Source organism: Fictibacillus arsenicus, from assembly GCF_001642935.1.
In the GTDB taxonomy this organism is placed as follows: Bacteria; Bacillota; Bacilli; order Bacillales; family Fictibacillaceae; genus Fictibacillus; species Fictibacillus arsenicus_B.
The window spans coordinates 3,810,697-3,831,869 of record NZ_CP016761.1 but is presented as its reverse complement, the minus strand read 5'-3'; the positions used below and the strand labels follow the sequence as shown (position 1 = coordinate 3,831,869).

The window sequence follows — 21,173 nt, the reverse complement described above, 5'->3', positions numbered from 1 at the left end:
AAAAATGATTCTTTCTTAGCATCTTGACACGAGCTGTGGAGTCGGGTAATATTCTTTTTGGGCTATTCCTGTTTCTTTTTTATAAAAGACTTAATTATATACGTTCACAAAGCAAAAGTGCCCCCTAACCATAGGGGAAGTGTCTTTTGCTTTTTATTTTTTACAAGGATTGGACGGTGCTTGTACAAAAATACAAGCCTCTCCCGATAGTAGAAAAATGGTTTAAAGCACATACTTAATTTAGAAAATTTAGGGGGATTGAATCATGGCAAAATATATTTTTGTTACAGGCGGGGTTGTTTCTTCATTAGGAAAAGGGATTACGGCGGCTTCATTGGGTCGATTATTAAAAAATCGCGGAGTGAAAGTTACGACTCAAAAATTCGATCCGTACATTAACGTGGATCCTGGAACAATGAGTCCTTATCAGCATGGTGAAGTATTCGTAACAGATGATGGCGCTGAAACGGATTTGGACTTAGGGCACTACGAGCGTTTTATCGATATCAATCTAAATAAATACAGCTCTGTTACGACAGGTAAAATCTATTCAACTGTTCTTCGCAAAGAGCGCCGCGGCGAGTATCTTGGCGGAACGGTTCAAGTTATTCCGCATATCACAAATGAGATCAAGGAACGTGTTTTCCGTGCTGGCCGTGAAACAAACGCAGATGTAGTTATTACTGAAATCGGCGGAACAGTTGGGGACATCGAGAGCTTGCCTTTCCTAGAAGCGATTCGCCAAATTAAAAGTGATGTCGGTTCTGAAAATGTCATGTACATCCACTGTACGCTTATCCCTTATATTCGTGCAGCGGGCGAGCTGAAAACAAAGCCGACTCAGCACAGTGTAAAAGAACTTCGCAGCCTAGGTATCCAGCCGAACATTATCGTTGTTCGTACAGAAATGCCGGTTCCTCAAGAGATGAAAGAGAAGATCGGATTGTTCTGTGACATCGATCCTAAAGCGGTAATCGAAGCAAGAGACGCTGATACTTTATACCAGGTACCGATCGATCTTCAAGAACAAAAGATGGACGAGCTTGTATGCAAACATCTTAAACTTGAAACGCATGAGCCGGATATGGCTGAGTGGAAAGAGCTGATCAACCGAGTAACGAATCTTAAAGGAAAAGTGAAGATCGCATTAGTCGGAAAATATGTAGCACTTCAAGATGCGTATATTTCTGTTGTTGAAGCGATGCGTCACGCAGGTTACCAATTCGATACGGATATTGATATCGACTGGATCAATTCTGAGATGGTTACAGCTGAAAATGTAAATGACCTTTTAAAGGATGCTGACGGTATTTTAGTACCTGGCGGATTCGGCGACAGAGGGGTAGAAGGAAAGATCTTAGCTACTCAATTTGCGCGTGAAAACAAAGTTCCTTTCTTGGGAATCTGCTTAGGCATGCAGCTTGCGTCTGTTGAATTTGCCCGCAACGTTCTTGGACTTGAAGGAGCTCATTCTGCAGAACTTATGCCTGAAACACCGTTCCCGGTAATCGATTTGCTTCCTGAACAAAAGGACATCGAAGACTTAGGCGGAACACTTCGTCTTGGACTGTATCCTTGTAAAATTAAGGAAGATACAAAAGCGTTCGCAGCTTATAATGACGAAGTAGTGTACGAAAGGCACCGTCACCGCTACGAGTTCAACAATGAATACCGTGAGCAGATGGAGAAGGCAGGATTCATCTTCTCAGGAACATCTCCTGACGGAAGACTTGTTGAGATCATCGAGCTAGAAGATCACCCATGGTTTGTTGCGTCTCAGTTCCACCCGGAATTCACTTCAAGACCAACAAGACCACAAGCACTATTCCGTGACTTTATCGGTGCAGTGACACAGTTGAAGAACTAAATCATATGTACGGGCAGTTCCTTTTTTAGGGGGCTGCCGTTTTTTTTGGCACGTACGGGGAGTGTCCTTGGGGAGTGGACATTAATGAGTGGAGGGGGCTGTTTTGTTGAATGCGGCTTATTATTGACGATAAAACAAATTATTTGACGAAATAGCTCCAACTTTTGACGATATACCTCCTTTTTTGACGAAATCATCATTAGGTTGTGTTTTTCATGAAAAATAATCTTCGTAAAAAAGATAAAAGCCTGGCACATAGACTGGCCTAGTCAAATGAGACAATAATAAAACACCACCAGTTAGGCTGCCATACTACCAAATTCAATTGGGGTGTGGTAGCCTAATTTTTCTTGTATACGCTCTTCATTATAATACTTCATGTACTGATCTACTTTTTCCCTGATTTTATCTATCGGCATAGAATTAAACTTCACATATTGAAATTCTTCAGATTTTAGATTGGAATGGAAGGACTCAATAACCGCATTATCCCAACAATTTCCTCTTCTGGACATACTGCTGACCAATTTCCTATCCTTTATTAGTTGTTGATACCCATAGGATGTATACACACTTCCTTGATCTGAGTGGATTATAACCCCTTTGGGGTTCCCTCGTGATTCCAAAGCTGCTTTTAAGGTATCTGCCACAAGAGGAACTTGTTGATGGGTATAGAGCTTGTGAGCCACAATTTGATTATTAAATAAATCCATTATGGTCGATAGGTACAATGTAATAGAACCATATTGAACATATGTTATATCTGTTACCCACTTTTGATTAGGTCGAGCTGCTGAAAAATCTCGATTTAAAATGTTTGGTGCGACAATGATGGATTCCCCTTGAGATTTCCACTTGCGCTTTGGCTTTACACGGCACTGTAGATGATGCTTTTGCATAATACGTTGCACCGAATTTCGATTCAAACTAATTTGATATCGACGTTTAAGTAAATTCTTAATTTTACGATGTCCATACCGATAGTTAGTCTCTTCACAAAGTGAGATAATGACCTTCTCTGATTTAGACAAATCATTAGATGGAGTAGACACCCAACGATAGTATGTGGACCTTGGAACGTTTAGCGCGCTTAGAATAGCCGTAACCGTGTACTTTTTTCGTAATTTTTTTACCAAACGGAGAACTACTTCTTTTTCAACTCCTTTTCGATCTCCAAATACTTTTTTAAGATTTCATTCTCCTGTTTATAGTGATTGAATTGACGGTCCTTTTTTTCCTCTTCACTAGCTGAATCAGGTCCAAGACCGTAAGAGTATTGTTTGCCTATTGGCTGATTAAACCGGTGTACTTGATTTTCACGATACCATTTCACCCATGTTTTTATTTGCGAAACATTTTTAATGCCATACTTATTCATAATTTCTTCATTCGTAAATTGGCCACTCATTTTATCCTTAACAACAGCCCACTTTGTTTCTTTTGAATATACGTTTTTGCCCATGCAAAAACACCTCCGATTATCACTTAGAATAAGTGTATCATTTCGGAGGTGTTTTATTGTGTCTCATCTACCTAGGTTAGTCTAACATCAGCCAGGCTTCTTCTTATTCCTCATCATATTCTTCTAAAATTTCTTCTGTCGTTAAAAAGAGTGCGTAATAAGCGAATAAGGCAGTCAATCCAGACGGGACTCCGATACGGGAGCCATCATCTAATGGCACTAAACCGCGAGCAGCCTTCGTATCGATCACAATATCTGCCGTCGTCTCCAAAACTGCTTCTTTTCTGCGTCCACCAAGCAATATAACATAGCAATCGGCATGTTCTTTTACTTTTTTACAAAAATCCAATGCCTCGAAATCATCAGCAAACCGGCTTGCCACAACTACACTATCAACCGGTAATAGTTCCTCCCAGCTTGCATCCGTAAACTCCGCCCCGCGCCGGAATTTATTTTCACCAAACAGCGCCTCGCTCACAACAGCTTCCATTTCGCCAAATCCCTTAAAATAAACAGTTCCTTCAGACAAAACGGTATGTGCCAGCAGGCGGGAACTCTCCTCGATCGATTGTTCTTCTTTATCGGATATTGCTTTTAATAATCCTGAAACTTGTGTTGAAAAGATCTTAAGCATAAATGTACTCCCTTAACGCGAATTTCAATTCATCGCAAAATAGTTCTTTAGTTTAGTATACTGAATTTAACATGACATTTCATGGATGGGCAGCAGGAAATTCTTTGGATATATAGAAATTAATACAGATAAGTTGTTTTGCAAATGAACTCAGATGAGGTGAGCAATAATGAGCGGGAAAATATTAATTGTAGACGATCAATATGGCATTAGAATTCTTTTAAATGAAATTTTTCAAAAAGAAGGTTACAAGACGTATCAGGCTGCTAATGGTGTACAAGCTCTTTCAATTGTGGAGAAGGACCGCCCTGATCTTGTTATTTTAGATATGAAAATTCCAGGAATGGATGGACTGGAGATTCTTCGGCGTGTGAAGAAGCATGACGAAACGATCCAAGTTATTATTATGACTGCTTACGGTGAGCTGGACATGATTCATGAAGCCATGAAACTGGGAGCAATTACTCACTTTGCAAAACCGTTCGACATTGACGAGATCCGCGCTGCGGTCAGGAAAGAACTTCCATTGAATACTCCTTCATAAGAAAAAACTTTAAAAGCCTGACAGGTCGGCAATGGTAGCGTTTACACCTCGAAAACGTTGATGTGTTGCGGTTTTCGGACGATATTGGTATGCTATACTAGAATGGAAATGAGCATTATGAAATGTTTAGCAAGACGCCATGAAAGGTAAACTATAATGGCTTCTTTTTGCTGTTTAGACATTTCAGCAATATACAATACAAAAACGTAGTTGGTCTGCTCGTGCCAATATCCAAAGGAGGACATGTAACATGCCTTTAGTTTCAATGAAGGAAATGCTTGAAAAAGCAAAAGCGGAAAATTATGCAGTTGGTCAATTCAACTTGAACAACCTTGAGTTCACTCAAGCTATACTTAAAGCTGCACAAGAACAGAATTCTCCAGTAATTCTTGGTGTATCTGAAGGTGCTGCTCGTTATATGGGTGGATTTAAACTAACTGTTGCTATGGTAAAAGCACTTATGGAAGAGTACAAAGTAACTGTTCCTGTAGCGATTCACTTAGACCATGGTTCAAGCTTTGAGAAGTGTGCTGAAGCTATTCATGCAGGTTTCACATCTGTTATGATCGATGGCTCTCATCATCCTTTAGAAGAAAACATTGCGTTAACGAAAAAAGTGGTTGAGCTTGCTCACATCCACGGTGTTTCTGTTGAGGCAGAACTTGGCCGTATCGGTGGACAAGAAGATGATCTAATCGTTGACGATGCTGAAGCTGCATATGCTGTTCCATCTGAATGTGATCAGCTTGTTCGTGAAACAGGAGTTGACTGTTTCGCACCTGCACTTGGTTCTGTTCACGGACCTTACAAAGGTGAGCCTAACCTTGGATTCGACCGCATGAAAGAAGTTATGGAACTAACTGGTGTACCTCTAGTTCTTCACGGTGGTACTGGTATTCCGACAAAAGATATCCAACAAGCAATTTCTTTAGGAACTGCTAAAATCAACGTTAACACTGAAAATCAAATTGCTTCACATAAAGCTGTTAAAGAATATATCGGAGCTAACCCTGACAAGTACGATCCGCGTAAATACTTGACTGCAGCTCGCGATGCGATTCAATCAACAGTAGCAGGAAAAATGCGTGAGTTCGGATCTTCCAACAAAGCGTAAATTCCTGGTCAAAATATACTAATATGAACCTTTCTTTGAAACCGCCTATACATCATAGGCGGTTTCATTTACACTATAATAGTGTGTAACGTGACAGACGGTCAGCTTCTTTTGTCCTTTATTAGGTTCAGTAAAAAACTTCAATGAAAGTTAATTGGAGAGTAAGGTGCGAGACTCCTGCGAGAGAAGCGGGACAGGTGAGACTCCTAAGGACGCAAGGCGTCGAGGAGGCTCACCGCACGCCCGCGGAAAGCGAGCATCCTGGAGTGGAAATTAACTCTCCAATAAAAAATGTAAGCGCACTACTAACGTGTATGAAGAAGTGTGTGTTATAAAAGAATATAAATGAACGAGAAACCTAAAAAACAGGAGTGATTGTTTTGAAATTCTTTATTGATACAGCAAACATTGACGATATTAAGGAAGCCTATGACCTGGGCATTTTATCTGGAGTAACAACAAACCCGTCTCTAGTAGCAAAAGAAAAAGGCGTTGATTTCCACGAGCGTTTGAAGGAAATTACAAGCCTTGTACCGGGTTCTGTTAGTGCTGAGGTGATCGGAACTTCTTATGAAGAAATGGTAGAAGAAGGCCGTGAGTTAGCTAAGATCGCGCCGAATATTACGGTAAAAGTACCGATGACGCTTGATGGACTAAAAGCCGTTAAAACTTTTTCTGATGAAAATATTAAAACGAACGTAACGCTTATTTTTAATGCGAACCAAGCATTGTTAGCTGCTCGTGCTGGCGCAACATATGTATCGCCATTCTTAGGCCGTTTAGATGATATCGGTCAAGATGGATTGGAGCTTATCTCACAGGTAGCGCAAATTTTTGCGATTCATGAAATACCGACTGAGATCATTGCAGCATCGATCCGTCACCCTGTTCACGTAACAGAAGCAGCATTGCGCGGAGCCCATATTGCAACGATTCCGCCGAATGTTATTAAAGGCCTTGTGAAGCACCCATTAACAGATCAAGGTATCGAAAAATTCCTAGCTGACTGGGAAGCTGCGAATAAAAAATAATTTAATTTTTTTCTCTAATAAAAGTTTTTGCTTTCAATGTATTGTGTTCGTTCAACTTTGACTGGTTGATTGGAGTGAAAGGTGGGAGACTCCTCGAAAAAGAAAATCGCATTTTCTTCGTGCGATGTAACGCTGTCGAAGCCTTCCTTGTCCTGTGGGACGAGTGGGACAGGTGAGACTCCTAATCACCCAAAGGGTGAAGGAGGCTCACCGCCCGCCCCACGGAAAGCGAGCACCTGTAACGGAAATCCACCACTTTCTAATCCAACAATGATGACACATTTTTATACATTATAAAGAAAATTTTTGGTAAATAATAAAATTAACGAAACTGGTAATATACTCACAATTACGATTGTCTTTGTGACTCTTACTGAAAGGAGTTTACCATGGAAAAACTGATGATTGAAGGGGGCTATCCTCTAGAAGGAACGGTCCAAATAAGCGGAGCAAAAAATAGTGCGGTGGCATTGATTCCCGCTACGATACTAGCTGAATCTACCGTTACCATTGAAGGTTTACCTAACATATCAGATGTCCGTATTCTGCGTGATCTGTTAGAGGAAATCGGGGGAGAAGCTTACCTGGATGAAAATCAGTCGCTTACGGTTAACCCTGAAAACATGATTCCGATGCCTCTTCCGAGCGGAAAGGTGAAAAAGCTTCGTGCTTCTTACTACTTGATGGGTGCGATGCTTGGGCGTTTTAAAAAAGCTGTAATCGGCTTGCCAGGGGGATGCAACCTTGGGCCGCGTCCGATCGACCAGCACATTAAAGGATTTGAAGCGCTAGGTGCAAAAGTGACGAACGAGCAAGGTGCGATTTACCTTCGCGCAGACGAGCTTGTTGGTGCACGTATTTACCTGGATGTTGTAAGTGTAGGAGCAACGATCAATATCATGCTTGCAGCAGTAAGAGCAAAAGGACAGACGATTATTGAAAATGCGGCAAAGGAGCCTGAAATTATCGATGTAGCTACACTCTTAACGAGCATGGGTGCAAGGATTAAAGGGGCAGGTACGGACGTAATTCGTATCGATGGTGTCGAAAAAATGCATGGGTGCCGTCATTCTATCATTCCTGACCGTATCGAAGCTGGAACGTATATGATTTTAGCGGCATCGATGGGTCAGCAGGTTTTATTGGATAATGTCATTCCTCTGCATTTAGAATCATTGATTGCCAAGCTAAGAGAGATGGGCGTTTTCATCGAAACAAAAGACGATCAGGTTCTAGTTTATCGCGGGAAAGACCCATTAAAGAGTGTCGATATAAAAACGCTCGTTTATCCAGGGTTCCCGACAGATCTTCAGCAGCCGTTCACATCGCTTTTAACAAGCTCAGAAGGAACGAGCATTGTAACGGACACGATCTACAGTGCGCGTTTTAAACATATAGACGAACTTCGCCGCATGGGAGCGAATGTGAAAGTTGAAGGCCGTTCTGCTATAATAAATGGGCCTGCAAAGCTTGAAGGGGCAAAAGTTAAAGCTTCTGACCTTCGTGCAGGAGCAGCGCTCGTTGTAGCCGGTCTTATGGCTGAAGGTGTAACTGAAATTTCAGGTCTTGAACATATTGACCGCGGCTATGAATCTTTAGTTGAAAAGTTAAAAGGACTTGGAGCTAAAGTGTGGCGTGAAAATATGGATGTAGAAGAAATGGAAGAAATGAAGAACTCATAAGTGTAAAAAGAGAAATCACCCCAACCGGTGATTTTTCTTAAGGATAAATATGTAAGCGTTTTTAAGTAAGCGGAGGGAACCACATTATGGAGAGAAGTTTATCAATGGAGCTTGTTCGTGTAACAGAAGCGGCAGCTCTTGCATCAGCACGCTGGATGGGTCGAGGCAAGAAAGACGAGGCAGATGAAGCAGCAACAACTGCCATGCGTAACGTTTTTGACACGGTTCCTATGAAAGGGACTGTTGTAATCGGCGAAGGAGAAATGGACGAAGCGCCTATGCTTTATATCGGTGAAAAGCTTGGGACAGGCTATGGCCCTCGAGTAGATGTTGCTGTTGACCCGCTTGAAGGGACAAACATCGTGGCATCTGGTACGTGGAACGCACTTGCTGTTCTGGCGATCGCTGACCATGGGAACCTGCTACACGCACCTGACATGTATATGGACAAGATCGCAGTCGGACGTGAGAGCGTAGGGAAGGTCGACATCAACGCTCCTGTTATCGATAACTTAAAAGCAGTAGCAGAAGCGAAAAATAAAAATATTGAAGACTTAGTAGCGGTTATTTTAGACCGTCCTCGCCACCAGCAGATCATCCAGGATATCCGTGAAGCGGGTGCAAGAATTAAGCTGATCTCTGACGGTGATGTTGCCGCTGCGATCAATACAGCATTCGATGATACAGGCGTAGATATTTTATTCGGATCAGGCGGAGCACCAGAAGGCGTAATCGCAGCCGTTGCCTTAAAGTGTCTTGGCGGAGAGCTTCAAGGAAAGCTTCTTCCTCAAAACGACGAGGAATTAGAACGCTGCAAACGTATGGGGATCGAAGACGTGAACCGCGTATTGTACATGGACGACCTCGTAAAAGGGGACGATGCAATTTTTGCAGCTACGGGGGTAACGGACGGTGAACTATTAAAAGGAGTTCGTTTTGACGGATCAACTGGAACGACTCAATCTGTCGTTATGCGGGCAAAATCAGGTACAGTCCGTTTCATCGACGGCAGACACAGCCTGAAGAAAAAGCCAGACCTTGTAATCAAACCATAATGGGGTAAAAGGCCGGACATTGCGTCCGGTCTTTCCGTTAGGTTCTTCTTTTCAGCTTGTTACTGCTGGAGTTTTTCAAAAGTTCTTCATTGAATAGTTAATTGGAGCGGAAGGGCGAGACTCCTGCAGGACGAGCGGGGCAGGTGAGACCACTCGATGTACGTAGTACGGAGTGGGCTCACCGCACGCCCTGCGGAAAGCGAGCCCTGCAGCGGAAATTAACTACATCCAAAGGTTGAGCTTATACAAAGTTGCAAAATGCAGAAATGTATTGTAAATTCACGTTATAGCAGTGGCCGGCAAGTTGTCCTAACTTGATTAAAGACTATTTTTGTGGTTAAAATAAGAAGTATGATTCATTTTGAATAAAAATTTCTTCAACCCACTAAACCCTTAACTTTCAAGGATCTCCTTCCAATAACCAAAACCAAACCAACATATATAAATCCCAAATTATAAAACAAAAGCAAATAGTAAAATAAGAAAAGCGTGGTGTCACTATGGGGATTGATTTAGCTACATTAGAAACAAAAAAATTAAGAGAGCTTTATGAGCTTGCCAAACAATTTAATATTCAATATTACGGAAAACTGACGAAGCGGGAATTGATGTTCTCGATTTTAAAAGCACAAGCTGAACTTGATGGTTATTCATTCATGGAAGGTGTTTTGGAGATCATTCCGAACGAAGGGTTCGGCTTCTTGCGTCCGATCAACTATTCTCCGAGCTCACAGGATATCTACATATCTGCGTCACAGATCCGCAGATTTGATCTAAGAAACGGAGATAAAGTATCAGGGAAAGTTCGTCCTCCAAAAGAAAACGAGCGTTATTACGGACTTTTGCAAGTTAACGCGGTTAACGGAGAAGACCCAGAAACGGCTAAGGAAAGAGTGCATTTCCCTGCATTAACAGCCCTCTATCCCGAAAAGAAAATGGTTATGGAGACTACGAGCAATAATATCTCAACACGTATCATCGATATGATGGCGCCTGTTGGTTTTGGTCAGCGTGGATTGATCGTCGCTCCTCCTAAAGCGGGTAAGACAAGCTTGCTGAAAGAGATCGCACACAGTGTGACGACAAACAATCCGCAAGTGGAACTTATTGTTTTACTTATCGATGAGCGACCAGAGGAAGTAACCGATATCGAACGTTCTGTTAAAGGCGACGTTGTAAGTTCAACGTTTGACGAAGTGCCTGAAAACCACATTAAAGTGGCAGAGCTTGTTTTGGAACGCGCGATGAGACTGGTTGAGCACAAAAAAGACGTTGTTATTCTGCTTGATAGCATTACACGTCTAGCTCGTGCGTACAACTTGGTTATCCCGCCGAGCGGACGTACACTATCTGGTGGTATCGATCCTGCTGCTTTCCATCGTCCGAAGAGATTTTTCGGTGCTGCCCGTAACATTGAAGAAGGCGGAAGCTTAACGATTTTAGCAACGGCACTTGTTGATACAGGTTCACGTATGGATGACGTTATTTACGAGGAATTCAAAGGAACAGGAAACATGGAACTGCACTTAGACCGCAAGCTGGCAGAGCGCCGTATTTTCCCTGCGATCGACATTCGCCGTTCCGGTACGAGAAAAGAAGAAATGCTTATTGCAAAAGATCATCTTGAAGCATTATGGTCGATCCGTAAGACGATGGATGACTCGTTCGATTTCGTTGATAAATTTATGAAACGAATGCGCAAAACAGAAAACAACGAAGAATTTTTCGAGCTGTTTGAGTCAGAAAAAAAAGGTGCGCCAAAGCGCGTTAAAACCGTAACAAACTAACGAAAAAGTATGGTTGCAAATGGGATTTGTCCCTGTTATACTGTTTTTATGTGTTTATTTAACTCTGCTTCCGCATAGGAAACAGGGCAGAAGGAGTGAAATTGACATGAAACAAGGAATTCATCCGAATTATAAAAAGGTTATCTTTGTTGACGCTCAAAGCGGATTTAGCTTCCTTTCTGGTTCTACGTTGCATTCAAACGAGACTATGAAATGGGAAGACGGTAACGAATATCCAGTAATTAAAGTGGATGTAAGTTCTGACACTCACCCGTTCTACACTGGACGTCAGAAGTTCTCTGATGTTGGTGGACGTGTTGACCGCTTTAAGAAGAAATACAACCTTAAGTAATTTGTTGCAAGTAAAAGGGCAGGAGTCTTTCTTGCCCTTTTTTTCTTTATAGAGAAATGATGGAAACTCGGTAACTGTCCGTTGATGGGCCGGGTTTTTTATACGCGCGAAAAACTTTATTTTATGCTTTAAAAGGAGTTAGCAGCTCCTGAAAAGAACGTTTTATTTGTAAGAATGAAATGCGTACATACTAAGGGAAAGATTGTTGCGAAAGGGGGAGCAAGCCATGTATGTTATGAAACAAAATGGCTGGATCGAGTTAATTTGCGGAAGCATGTTCTCTGGGAAGTCAGAAGAATTGATTCGCCGTGTGAGAAGAGCAACGTATGCTAAGCAAAAAGTACAGGTGTTCAAGCCGCTTATTGATAACCGCTACAGCGAGGAATCGGTTGTTTCTCATAACGGAACGGCAGTTTTGGCTGAGCCTGTAGGACGATCTGTTGAAATTTTAAAAAATGTATCACCTGAAACAGAAGTGGTTGCGATCGATGAAGTACAGTTCTTTGATGAGGATATCATTCCAGTCGCTCAAGAGCTTGCTGACCAAGGGTTGCGCGTTATTGTAGCAGGACTTGACCAAGATTTTAAAGGCGAGCCGTTCGGACCTGTTCCAAGAATGATGGCACTTGCTGAGCACGTGACAAAGCTTCAAGCAATCTGCATGTCTTGCGGTTCTCCTGCAAGTCGTACACAGCGTTTGATCAATGGCAAACCAGCTTCTTATGACGATCCGGTTATTCTAGTGGGAGCATCAGAATCGTACGAGCCCCGTTGCCGTCATTGTCATGAAGTACCAGGTAAAAAGAGAAATCTTCTTTCAGGCGTAGAGGGCTTGGAAGGGCGTTCTAACTAAAATATGATTGTTGTTGTCCGGGAGCTTGCGTGCTTCCGGGCTTTTTTGTTGTATAGGCTGAATGAGGTGTCGAACGCTGTCGTGGGTTGTCGACTCGTCGATAATTGGTAAAAATTTTTGGATTCAGACCCAAAATTTTTGGAATGGAGCATCAACCTTTTGGATTCATGCTCTAAACTTCTGGTTTCATCCTCTTCATCTGACTTTAGACCTTAATAATTGGACCAGTTTTGCCAGGCAAAACTGAACCTCTTTGTTCATAAACACTTCCCGGTCAGGAAATCCTAATGATATGGGAGGTGTTTGTAGTGAAAAAGGCTATTCTTATGCCACTTTTGGTGCTATTAGTTAGTGCTTGTTCTCCTATGCAGTCGTATAAGGAGGAAGGAGCCAAAACGGAACCGGCAGCTCATGATGAAAATGGGGAAATCCGTGACAACATGTTTGGTCACGGAATTATAAATTACCACCTGACCAAAAATGAACCCCGCATCAATTACAGTTATGACACGAACATGAATCCAAGTGATTATAGAAGTATGAATCAATCGCGTTTTGATTTATCTGATGATCAGGATTTGATTCGTCAAACAGTAAAAGATGTTTCGGGAATCAACCCGCAAATGGTGACAATAAACGGAAATTACGCCCACATTCATGTGAATGTACCGGACGATATGTCCAAAAGTGAACGCTCTGCTTTGTATCGAAAGATTATGAATGCAGTAGAACGTGCTGTTCCAAGGTATAACTTCTCCCTTAAAATGGATCAATAACTTTTTTTATCAACCTTTCATGTTTTTATCTCATCCGATAGGGAAATAAAGTACGTATCTGATGAGAGGAGGGATTGTAATGGTTGAAAAAAGAAAGTCTGAGGACTCTCCAGAACAAGAGGAGAAGGAACGGTCGAATGAGGATGTAGAACCCCAGCGTGATCCCGATAAACCAGATCACACAGGTAACCAAGGTTCAAAAAATAATTAAATATAAAGGGGCTGACCCAAAAGGACACGTAACGTGACCTTTTGGTGTCAGCCTTTTTTAATATGTCTTTTTGCACAATAAAAAAATCGCCCTATTTAGTATGATTAAGTCACCACAACACAACCAACTAAAAGGAGCGATTTTTTTATGAAACATGATCATATTTCTTTCATCGATTATAACATGGACCAATTGACTCTTCCAATGGATATTAGTGAATTAATTCCCCTACATAATGTAGCTCGCGTTGTAAACGAAATGATTGAACGTATTCCTGATGAACATTTTCTTAAATATTATCCTGGCGGTGGACGAAGCACGTATCATCCTAAAATGATGACGAAGGTTTTGGTCTATGCCTACACGCAGCGCATGTATTCTGGGCGAGAAATTGCCCACCAACTAACCGTGCATCTTCCCCTAATATGGCTGAGTGGTTTTCAAACACCCGATTTCCGGACCATTAACCGTTTTCGTTCAGAACGATTAAAAGGATTAATAGACGATTTATTTAAACAAGTGCTCGTTCTTTTAGTAGAAGAAGGACAAGTTCAGCTCGAATCCTACTTTCTAGATGGTACAAAAATTGAGGCAAACGCCAATCGTTATACATTTGTTTGGAAGAAGAGTACGGAAAAATATAAGGAAAAACTTGAGGGGAAAGTCGAAGAGCTTATCACCCAGATTGATGGTGTTTGGAGAGAAGAAGCGTCTTGTGAAGACAAAGAAAAGACCGTGATTTCACCTGAGAAAATTCAAAACAAAGTAGATGAATGGGAAGAAAAACTGGAAAAAGAACCAAAAAACAAAGAACTGAAAAAAGCTGTAAAGGTCATGAAGAAAGACTATCTGCCAAGAAGTCTTAAATATAAGAAGCAATTATCCATATGTGGCGATCGAAAAAGTTTTTCCAAAACAGATCCCGATGCGACCTTCATGCGTATGAAGGAAGATCATATGAAGAACGGACAATTAAAACCCGGGTATAATGTGCAAATGGCCTCCAACAATCAGTTCATTTTATCGTATACCCTGCACCAGCGCCCGGGAGACACACGGTGTCTTATCCCGCATCTTCAAGAAGTCAAAGCAAAATTTGATATTGATCCAAAACGCATTATCGCAGATGCCGGTTATGGTTCTGAAGAAAACTATGCGTATTTAGAAGGGAAAAAGCAGAAAGCATACATTAAATATGGTTTGTTTGAGAAAGAACAAAAAAGGTCTTTTAAGAAGAATCCTCATCACCAATCGAACTGGTTTTATGATGTAAAAAAAGACACGTTCACTTGTGCTGCAGGCAAACTTCTCTATCTCACCGGGGAAAAGAAACAAAAAACGGAATCAGGGTATGAATCCACAATCAAAGTTTATAAGTGTAACGAATGTGAGGGTTGTCCCTTTCGAAAAGAATGCACAACATCAAAGGATGGAAGAAGTACGCAAGTGAATGAGACCTATCAGGAACTAAAATCGAAAGCAAAAAAACGCCTTTGGACAGACGAAGGAAAACAACTCTATGCGAGAAGAAAAATCGACATAGAGAGTGTTTTCGGTCAGTTCAAGGGCAATCGGTCGTTCCGGCGGTTTTCGCTCCGTGGACTACCGAAGGTAAATATCGAGGTTGGGCTGATCAGTTTAGCCCACAACCTATTAAAATCGGCGGCCAAGAAGGCCGCCTAAAAACATATAGAGACACTTTTACAGAAAAAGAGGCTGAACCTCAAAAGTTTTTACACTTTTGAGTCAGCCCCTTTTTAAATTCTATTTTAGCCTTCTCGCCGCTTGCTGCACCGGATCCCATGAACCATTGTATGGAGGAGCATAAGACAGATCCAGATCTGTCAGCTCTTCCACATCCATCTCGTGATAAAGTGCTGTTGCAAGAACGTCGATTCGTTTATCAACGCCTTCAGCACCTATAATCTGTCCGCCTAGCAGTTTTTTTGATTCTTTATGATAGGTTATTTTTAATTCAAGTTTTTTAGCATCCGGATAATAGCCCGCATGGCTTTTTGATGTGATTCGAATTTCATCATATGGAATCCCAAGTTTTTCAGCTTCTTTATTAGAAAGTCCTGTTTTTCCTAAAGTCAGATCCATAAATTGAATGATAGAAGACCCGACGATTCCTTTAAATGTTTTATCCACGCCTGCCATATTCAGGCCAGCGATTCTGCCTTGCTTGTTTGCCGTCGTTCCTAATGGAATGTGATCGTTCACCTTTTTTACCCGGTGATAATGCGTAGCACAGTCTCCTGCTGCATAAACATCCTCAACGTTCGTTTCCAGCCGCTCGTTAACTACAATCACGCCTTGTTCATTCAACAAAATCCCTGTATCTTTTAAAAAATCAGTATTGGGCTTAACACCGACTGCTGCGATGACGAGATCAGTCGGGTAATCTTTTTTCGCTGTTTTTACAAATTGAACGTGATCATCACCTTTAAAGCCAATCACATCCTCTTGCAGACAAAGTTCGATTCCGTGTTTTTCAGCTTCTTCATGGATCAGCGGCGCAAGGTCTTCGTCAAAGATGCTTCCTAGCTGTTTGCCGCGCTGTATGATGCGTACTTTTTTTCCGAGTCTTGCCACGTTTTCCGCCATCTCCAGCCCTATGTATCCGCCGCCGATGATCGTTACATGCTGAACGTCTTTAAGGCCAGCCATCAGTTCTTCTGCATCAGGAATCGTTTTTAATGGATAGATTCCTTTCAAATGAACACCTGTCCATTCTTTAGGCATGATCGGTCTTACACCTGTCGCGATCAGAAGTTTGTCATAGGTTACCTCAAAAGGTTCACCACTCTTCGTATGGACACCGGAAACGGTTTTAGAAGCTGTGTCTACTGCATTTACTTCATGAAAAGTACGCGCATCCATTCCGTACTTTTCACGGAACGTGTCGATACTTCTAGCAATTAATTTTTCGGTTGAAGGGATCAGCCCGCCAACGACGTAAGGGAGACCGCACTGTCCGTATGAATAGATCCCGCCTTTTTCCAGAACGGTAATGTCGGCATTTTCCGTATTTCGAACGATCTGCATCGCGGCACTCATCCCGGCTGCGTCTCCTCCAATTATGCAATATTTCATTTGATCAGCTCCTTTCCATGTATCTAACATTATATTATTCCCATCGGCTTTAAAAAAGTAACGTGAAGTATCAAAAGCCTCGCCAATATTAGCAATTGACCAACAAGAAGCCGCTTTCCAAAACGAACTATGATAATAGAAGGGGTGGTAGTGTGCTTGAAATTAAATCAAATGGAACAGACTGGAATGCTCCTGTTCAGCCGATACATACATTGCTGAAAAAACTTGACCAGAAACCTTTAGACCCTGTTTATGAAGGAATGGGGAATTTTATTATAAAATATAAAACGGAAAAGCATGTAAATAACCCCCGTTATGTGGGATGTACGCATTTCTTAGGGCATTTTGCAACAATTCCATACGTGTTCAATGTGATAACAGATGAAAGAGTGATTATTGAAGAGCTTACAAAAGCCATCAGAATCAATCAGGAACGCTTGGATTACGAGCAGCTGCGCAAAAATATATTTTCCTATTAATTTCCTTTTGTCCTATGCTATGCTTTTTTTGAGGTGAGGATGATGAACGGAAAAGTCGTTTCTTTAAATATCAAGCTTCCAGAGCAAGTTACTGCATCGGGCAGATCCTTTTTTACCGGATATAATAAAATTCCTCAGCAGGAACCTGTTTTCCTACATAAAACACATTTTGAAGGTGACGGGGTAGGAGATACCGTTCATCATGGCGGAGAAGACCAAGCCGTGTGCGTTTATCCTTATGAGTACTATGAAAAATGGAATGCTGAATTGCAGCTTAAAACACCGCTTGTGATTCCTTCGTTCGGTGAAAATATTACACCGTCCGGCCTTTTAGAAGACGATGTGTGTATTGGTGACGTTTTTCAGATGGGGGAAGCGGTCGTACAGATTACACAGCCGAGACAGCCATGCAATACGTTGGCGTCCATACTGTGTCGTCCTGATATGATAAAAAAAGTCGTGGACACTGGCCGTACCGGCTATTATCTTCGTGTATTAAAAGAAGGACTCGTTACTGCAGGTGATGAGGTGGTTCGAATTGAAAAACACTCTGCAGGCATCTCGGTTACAGAATCCAACCAGATAAAGTATGGCTTTGAAAAAGATCCGGCGAAAATCCAGCGGCTGATCGAAGTGAATGAGCTGGCTGAAAATTTCAGGCAGTCATTGATAAAGAAAAGTTAAAACTTTTATTGTAACAGTTTTTTCTCCATTGTAGACTTGGGAAAATTGTTCTTTATTAAGGTTGTTCATTTCATATAAAAGAACATCTTTTTCCCAATATTTGAAATCCCCAATCATGTTACAATTATCCAGTAATAGTCAAACAATTCAGAAATATACATACGGGCCCGGGACCTGACCACCAAGAGCACATGGTTTGATTGTTATAAAATCATGATTGGGGGAAAAGAAATGAAAAAAACTGTATTACGCACGTTTAGTGCTATACTCAGTTTGTTGTTTGTCCTATCCCTATTGGTAGGAAATCTCCATTTCTCTGCATCTGCTGCAACGGTTGACAAAGGACCGAAAAACTTCCTCGTTGGTTTTAAATCAGATATTCAAACGGCTCAAGTAAATGATGTTAAAAAAATGGGTGGACAAGTTAAGCATCAGTTCAAATTTATGGATACGATGCTTGTTTCTATGCCAGAGGCGGCAGCAGAAGCACTTAATAAGAACCCGAATGTATCTTATGTTGAAGAAGATCACATGGCATATGCAACAGCTCAAACAACGCCATGGGGCATTACACATATTAAAGCAAATCAAGTCCATGCGACTGGAAACACAGGTTCAGGTGTAAAAGTTGCAATCTTAGATACAGGGATCGATGCTAGTCACGCAGATTTAAACGTTCGCGGAGGTGCAAGCTTCGTGGCAGGTGAGCCTAATGCACTGACAGACGGCAACAGCCATGGTACACACGTTGCAGGTACAGTTGCGGCTCTTAATAACACAACAGGTGTTCTTGGTGTAGCTTATTCAGCTGACCTTTATGCGGTAAAAGTGCTAGACAGTTCTGGAAGCGGAACATACAGCGGAATCATTCAAGGGATTGAGTGGGCTGTTTCAAACAATATGGATGTCATCAACATGAGCTTAGGTGGAAGCTCTGGTTCGACAGCGCTTCAGCAAGCTTGTGATAATGCATATAACTCTGGCGTTCTTGTAGTGGCAGCTGCCGGAAACTCAGGAACAAAAGGAAAGCGCAACACGATCGGCTATCCTGCAAAATATGCTTCAGTAATGGCAGTTGGTGCTGTGGATTCCAGCAACAACCGTGCTTCTTTCTCAAGCGTAGGTTCAGAACTTGAAGTTATGGCACCAGGGGTAAACATTTTAAGCAGTGTTCCAGGCAATGGCTATGACAGTTACAACGGAACGTCAATGGCTTCACCGCACGTAGCAGGAGCAGCAGCGCTAATTATGGCAGGCAACCCAGGACTTTCAAACGTTCAAGTCCGTCAAAAGCTAGTGAATACGGCAAAACCGCTTGGCGATGCGTTCTATTATGGCAATGGCGTAATTGATGTTTACGCAGCGACAAGATAATTTTAATAAGCTCATTTAATGGGACTAGTTGGTTGGAGCGCAAGGTGCGAGACTCCTACGGGATCAGCGTGCCAGGTGAGACCACGGCAGGCTTGATTAGCCTAGGGGGCTCACCGCACGCCCCGTGGAAAGCGAGCATCCTGGAGCAGAAATCAACATCTTCTGATAGCGGCAAGAGTACTTTAAAAATATGCAAAAAGAGGTTCCTTTCTGGAGCCTCTTTTTTGCTGATGATTCTTCTATCTTACTTCTGAGTATCTAACCTTCACGTCCAAGTCATCACAAAGTACTTTAAATTGATAGTAATCAAAATAAAGCTGGTCTTTCTCTTTATGATTCCAGCTGAAAATGGTTGATCCAAATACATAATCTTTTTTTCTGAAAGCCCGTATGGAGGGGGTATGCTGAACAATTTCAATCAGTCCTTTTTCCATACCCATTTCAAGCTGAAGGATGACCCAAGGCAAGTCCTCTGGATGTACTTTCCTTTTTTCTCCGTTCTTTACGATTCGAATCGTTTTAGACATCGGCAGGTCCCCAATATTTTTATAGTCTTTTCTTATCGTAGTTATTATAATGAGAGTTAGTATCCATACGCAAGAAGGTACATTTTTGTAACTAAGGGAACGAAATGAAACTAAGGGGTGTTTTCGCTTGAGAAAAGAATATTCTCATCCAATTGAAGTGACGATGGATGTGGTATGCGGAAAATGGAAAGGTGTCATTCTATGCCATTTGCAGCAAAACGACGTTTTAAGATTTGGTGAAATCAAAAAACTGCTTCCTAAAGTGTCACAAAAAACACTGACGCTTCAACTAAGAGAATTAGAAGCTGATGGCTTGATCAATCGTCAAGTATATCCGCAAGTACCTCCAAAAGTAGAGTATTCTTTAACGGAATACGGAAAAGATTTAGAAGCCACATTAAACCACATGAGTGAATGGGGAAAAAGCCATGTTGAAAAAGTGGAATTAAACGGGTAGAAAATAGTTACAATGATTATGGCGAGAGTTATTACCTGAAAAAGATTGAGAGTTTAGCTGATAACGACTATAATTATAATGTTATGCATACAAAGCAGAGGTGAAAAACCATGTTAGAACGTTTAGAAACGATCGAACAGCGATATGATAAATTGAATGAATTATTAAGTGATCCGGAAGTTATTAATGATACGAACAAACTGCGCGAGTATTCAAAAGAGCAATCTTCTCTTCAGGAAACTGTAGCGGTTTACCGTGAATATAAAGAGGCAAAAGAACAGCTGGACGAAGCAAAGATGATGCTTGAGGAAAAGCTTGATGCCGAAATGACAGCAATGGTAAAAGAAGAGATCTCTGGTCTTTCTGATCAGATTGAAGAGTTCATAGCCAAGCTGAAAATTTTATTGCTTCCAAAAGATCCGAACGATGACAAGAACGTTATTGTCGAAGTCCGCGGTGCTGCAGGCGGAGACGAGGCAGCATTGTTTGCAGGCGACCTTTACCGCATGTACAGCCGTTATGCTGAAATGCAAGGTTGGAAGTCTGAAGTGATCGAGGCTTCTTACACTGAACTTGGCGGTTATAAGGAAATTATCTTCATGATCAACGGTGCTGGCGCTTATTCGAAGCTTAAGTATGAGAATGGTGCACACCGTGTTCAGCGTGTACCAGCAACTGAATCTGGCGGACGTATCCATACATCCACAGCTACAGTAGCGGTTCTCCCTGAAGCGGAAGAGGTTGAAGTTGAAATCCATGAAAAAGACGTACGTGTAGATACGTTTACATCTTCTGGTCCTGGGGGTCAGTCTGTTAACACGACTCAATCTGCGGTCCGTTTAACTCATATTCCTACAGGTACAGTTGTATCGTGTCAGGATGAAAAATCGCAGATCAAGAACAAAGAAAAAGCGATGAAGGTTCTTCGTGCGCGTGTATATGATAAGATTCAGCAAGAAAAGCAAAAAGAGTACGATGAGACACGTAAGAGCGCGGTTGGATCAGGTGACCGTTCTGAACGTATCCGTACGTACAACTTCCCGCAAAACCGTGTTACCGATCACCGTATCGGCCTGACAATTCAAAAGCTTGACCAGATCCTTCTTGGTAAAATGGATGAGTTTGTAGAAGCGCTCATCACAGAGGATCAAACAAGCAAGATGAAAGCACAGGCGGACGCGTAAAATG

At 41.8% G+C, this 21,173-nt stretch carries 21 protein-coding genes; 17 read left to right on the top strand and 4 right to left on the bottom strand.

Translation table 11 applies throughout. The features are described 5' to 3' along the window. Positions 1-265 precede the first annotated feature (265 nt). The gene (locus tag ABE41_RS19365) at positions 266-1,867 is read left to right on the top strand and encodes a CTP synthase (protein WP_066293992.1); all 1,602 of its coding nucleotides are present in this window, start codon (positions 266-268) and stop codon (positions 1,865-1,867) included. 299 nt (positions 1,868-2,166) lie between these two features. Here the strand turns inward: ABE41_RS19365 and ABE41_RS19355 are convergent. Beyond that, a protein-coding gene (locus tag ABE41_RS19355; RefSeq protein ID WP_156774198.1) for an IS3 family transposase occupies positions 2,167-3,329 on the bottom strand; the annotation gives its coding sequence in 2 pieces (ribosomal slippage) (positions 2,167-3,053 and positions 3,053-3,329; 1,164 coding nt in all). A 103-nt stretch (positions 3,330-3,432) separates the two neighbouring features. Next, positions 3,433-3,963 carry a DUF2529 family protein gene (locus tag ABE41_RS19345; protein WP_066293987.1) on the bottom strand — a complete coding sequence of 177 codons (531 nt, stop codon included), beginning with the start codon at positions 3,961-3,963 and terminating at the stop codon, positions 3,433-3,435. Between the two features lie 166 nt (positions 3,964-4,129). Here ABE41_RS19345 and ABE41_RS19340 point away from each other — a divergent pair, with 166 nt between their 5' ends. The 11 genes from ABE41_RS19340 to ABE41_RS19295 all read left to right on the top strand — a co-directional run bounded on the left by ABE41_RS19340 (position 4,130) and on the right by ABE41_RS19295 (position 15,051). After that, positions 4,130-4,507: a response regulator gene (locus tag ABE41_RS19340; RefSeq protein WP_171978822.1), complete on the top strand. Its 378-nt coding sequence runs from the start codon at positions 4,130-4,132 to the stop codon at positions 4,505-4,507. 250 nt (positions 4,508-4,757) lie between these two features. Further along, positions 4,758-5,621, top strand: a complete 864-nt coding sequence (fba, locus tag ABE41_RS19335) for a class II fructose-1,6-bisphosphate aldolase (RefSeq protein ID WP_066293984.1) — start codon at positions 4,758-4,760, stop codon at positions 5,619-5,621. 380 nt (positions 5,622-6,001) lie between these two features. After that, the gene (fsa, locus tag ABE41_RS19330) at positions 6,002-6,652 is read left to right on the top strand and encodes a fructose-6-phosphate aldolase (RefSeq protein ID WP_066293983.1); all 651 of its coding nucleotides are present in this window, start codon (positions 6,002-6,004) and stop codon (positions 6,650-6,652) included. Positions 6,653-7,041: 389 nt separating this feature from the next. Beyond that, positions 7,042-8,334, top strand: a complete 1,293-nt coding sequence (locus ABE41_RS19325; protein ID WP_066293982.1) for a UDP-N-acetylglucosamine 1-carboxyvinyltransferase — start codon at positions 7,042-7,044, stop codon at positions 8,332-8,334. A gap of 86 nt (positions 8,335-8,420) precedes the next feature. Continuing rightward, positions 8,421-9,389, top strand: a complete 969-nt coding sequence (gene glpX / locus ABE41_RS19320; RefSeq protein ID WP_066293980.1) for a class II fructose-bisphosphatase — start codon at positions 8,421-8,423, stop codon at positions 9,387-9,389. A gap of 500 nt (positions 9,390-9,889) precedes the next feature. After that, positions 9,890-11,176: a transcription termination factor Rho gene (gene rho, locus ABE41_RS19315; RefSeq protein WP_066293977.1), complete on the top strand. Its 1,287-nt coding sequence runs from the start codon at positions 9,890-9,892 to the stop codon at positions 11,174-11,176. Between the two features lie 106 nt (positions 11,177-11,282). Beyond that, on the top strand, positions 11,283-11,528 hold the full coding sequence (locus tag ABE41_RS19310) for a type B 50S ribosomal protein L31 (RefSeq protein WP_066293975.1): 246 nt from the start codon (positions 11,283-11,285) through the stop codon (positions 11,526-11,528). 226 nt (positions 11,529-11,754) lie between these two features. After that, on the top strand, positions 11,755-12,381 hold the full coding sequence (locus ABE41_RS19305) for a thymidine kinase (RefSeq protein WP_066293973.1): 627 nt from the start codon (positions 11,755-11,757) through the stop codon (positions 12,379-12,381). Between the two features lie 308 nt (positions 12,382-12,689). Next, positions 12,690-13,157, top strand: coding sequence for a hypothetical protein (locus tag ABE41_RS19300; protein ID WP_066293971.1), 468 nt, complete (start codon positions 12,690-12,692; stop codon positions 13,155-13,157). A gap of 79 nt (positions 13,158-13,236) precedes the next feature. Next, complete coding sequence (locus tag ABE41_RS21170) at positions 13,237-13,368, top strand: 3-methyladenine DNA glycosylase (RefSeq protein WP_156774319.1); 132 nt, start codon at positions 13,237-13,239, stop codon at positions 13,366-13,368. A 147-nt stretch (positions 13,369-13,515) separates the two neighbouring features. Continuing rightward, positions 13,516-15,051 (top strand): IS1182 family transposase, encoded by a 1,536-nt coding sequence (locus tag ABE41_RS19295; protein ID WP_066292246.1) that lies wholly within the window; start codon positions 13,516-13,518, stop codon positions 15,049-15,051. 81 nt (positions 15,052-15,132) lie between these two features. Here the strand turns inward: ABE41_RS19295 and ABE41_RS19290 are convergent, their stop codons facing one another. Next, on the bottom strand, positions 15,133-16,464 hold the full coding sequence (locus tag ABE41_RS19290) for an FAD-dependent oxidoreductase (RefSeq protein ID WP_066294984.1): 1,332 nt from the start codon (positions 16,462-16,464) through the stop codon (positions 15,133-15,135). A 152-nt stretch (positions 16,465-16,616) separates the two neighbouring features. Between ABE41_RS19290 and ABE41_RS19285 the strand changes: the two genes are divergently transcribed. From ABE41_RS19285 to ABE41_RS19275, 3 genes are all read left to right on the top strand, one after another. Next, positions 16,617-16,943 (top strand): hypothetical protein, encoded by a 327-nt coding sequence (locus tag ABE41_RS19285; protein WP_066293968.1) that lies wholly within the window; start codon positions 16,617-16,619, stop codon positions 16,941-16,943. A 39-nt stretch (positions 16,944-16,982) separates the two neighbouring features. Beyond that, positions 16,983-17,627, top strand: a complete 645-nt coding sequence (locus tag ABE41_RS19280; protein ID WP_083207892.1) for an MOSC domain-containing protein — start codon at positions 16,983-16,985, stop codon at positions 17,625-17,627. A 231-nt stretch (positions 17,628-17,858) separates the two neighbouring features. Continuing rightward, the gene (locus ABE41_RS19275; RefSeq protein ID WP_066293966.1) at positions 17,859-19,001 is read left to right on the top strand and encodes a S8 family peptidase; all 1,143 of its coding nucleotides are present in this window, start codon (positions 17,859-17,861) and stop codon (positions 18,999-19,001) included. Between the two features lie 239 nt (positions 19,002-19,240). Here ABE41_RS19275 and ABE41_RS19270 read toward each other — a convergent pair whose 3' ends face one another. Further along, positions 19,241-19,528, bottom strand: a complete 288-nt coding sequence (locus ABE41_RS19270) for a hypothetical protein (RefSeq protein WP_066293965.1) — start codon at positions 19,526-19,528, stop codon at positions 19,241-19,243. A gap of 163 nt (positions 19,529-19,691) precedes the next feature. Between ABE41_RS19270 and ABE41_RS19265 the strand changes: the two genes are divergently transcribed. Together ABE41_RS19265 and prfA are read left to right on the top strand one after the other, a co-directional pair. After that, positions 19,692-19,985, top strand: a complete 294-nt coding sequence (locus ABE41_RS19265; RefSeq protein WP_156774362.1) for a winged helix-turn-helix transcriptional regulator — start codon at positions 19,692-19,694, stop codon at positions 19,983-19,985. Positions 19,986-20,095: 110 nt separating this feature from the next. Continuing rightward, positions 20,096-21,169: a peptide chain release factor 1 gene (prfA, locus tag ABE41_RS19260; protein WP_066293958.1), complete on the top strand. Its 1,074-nt coding sequence runs from the start codon at positions 20,096-20,098 to the stop codon at positions 21,167-21,169. Positions 21,170-21,173 lie beyond the last annotated feature (4 nt).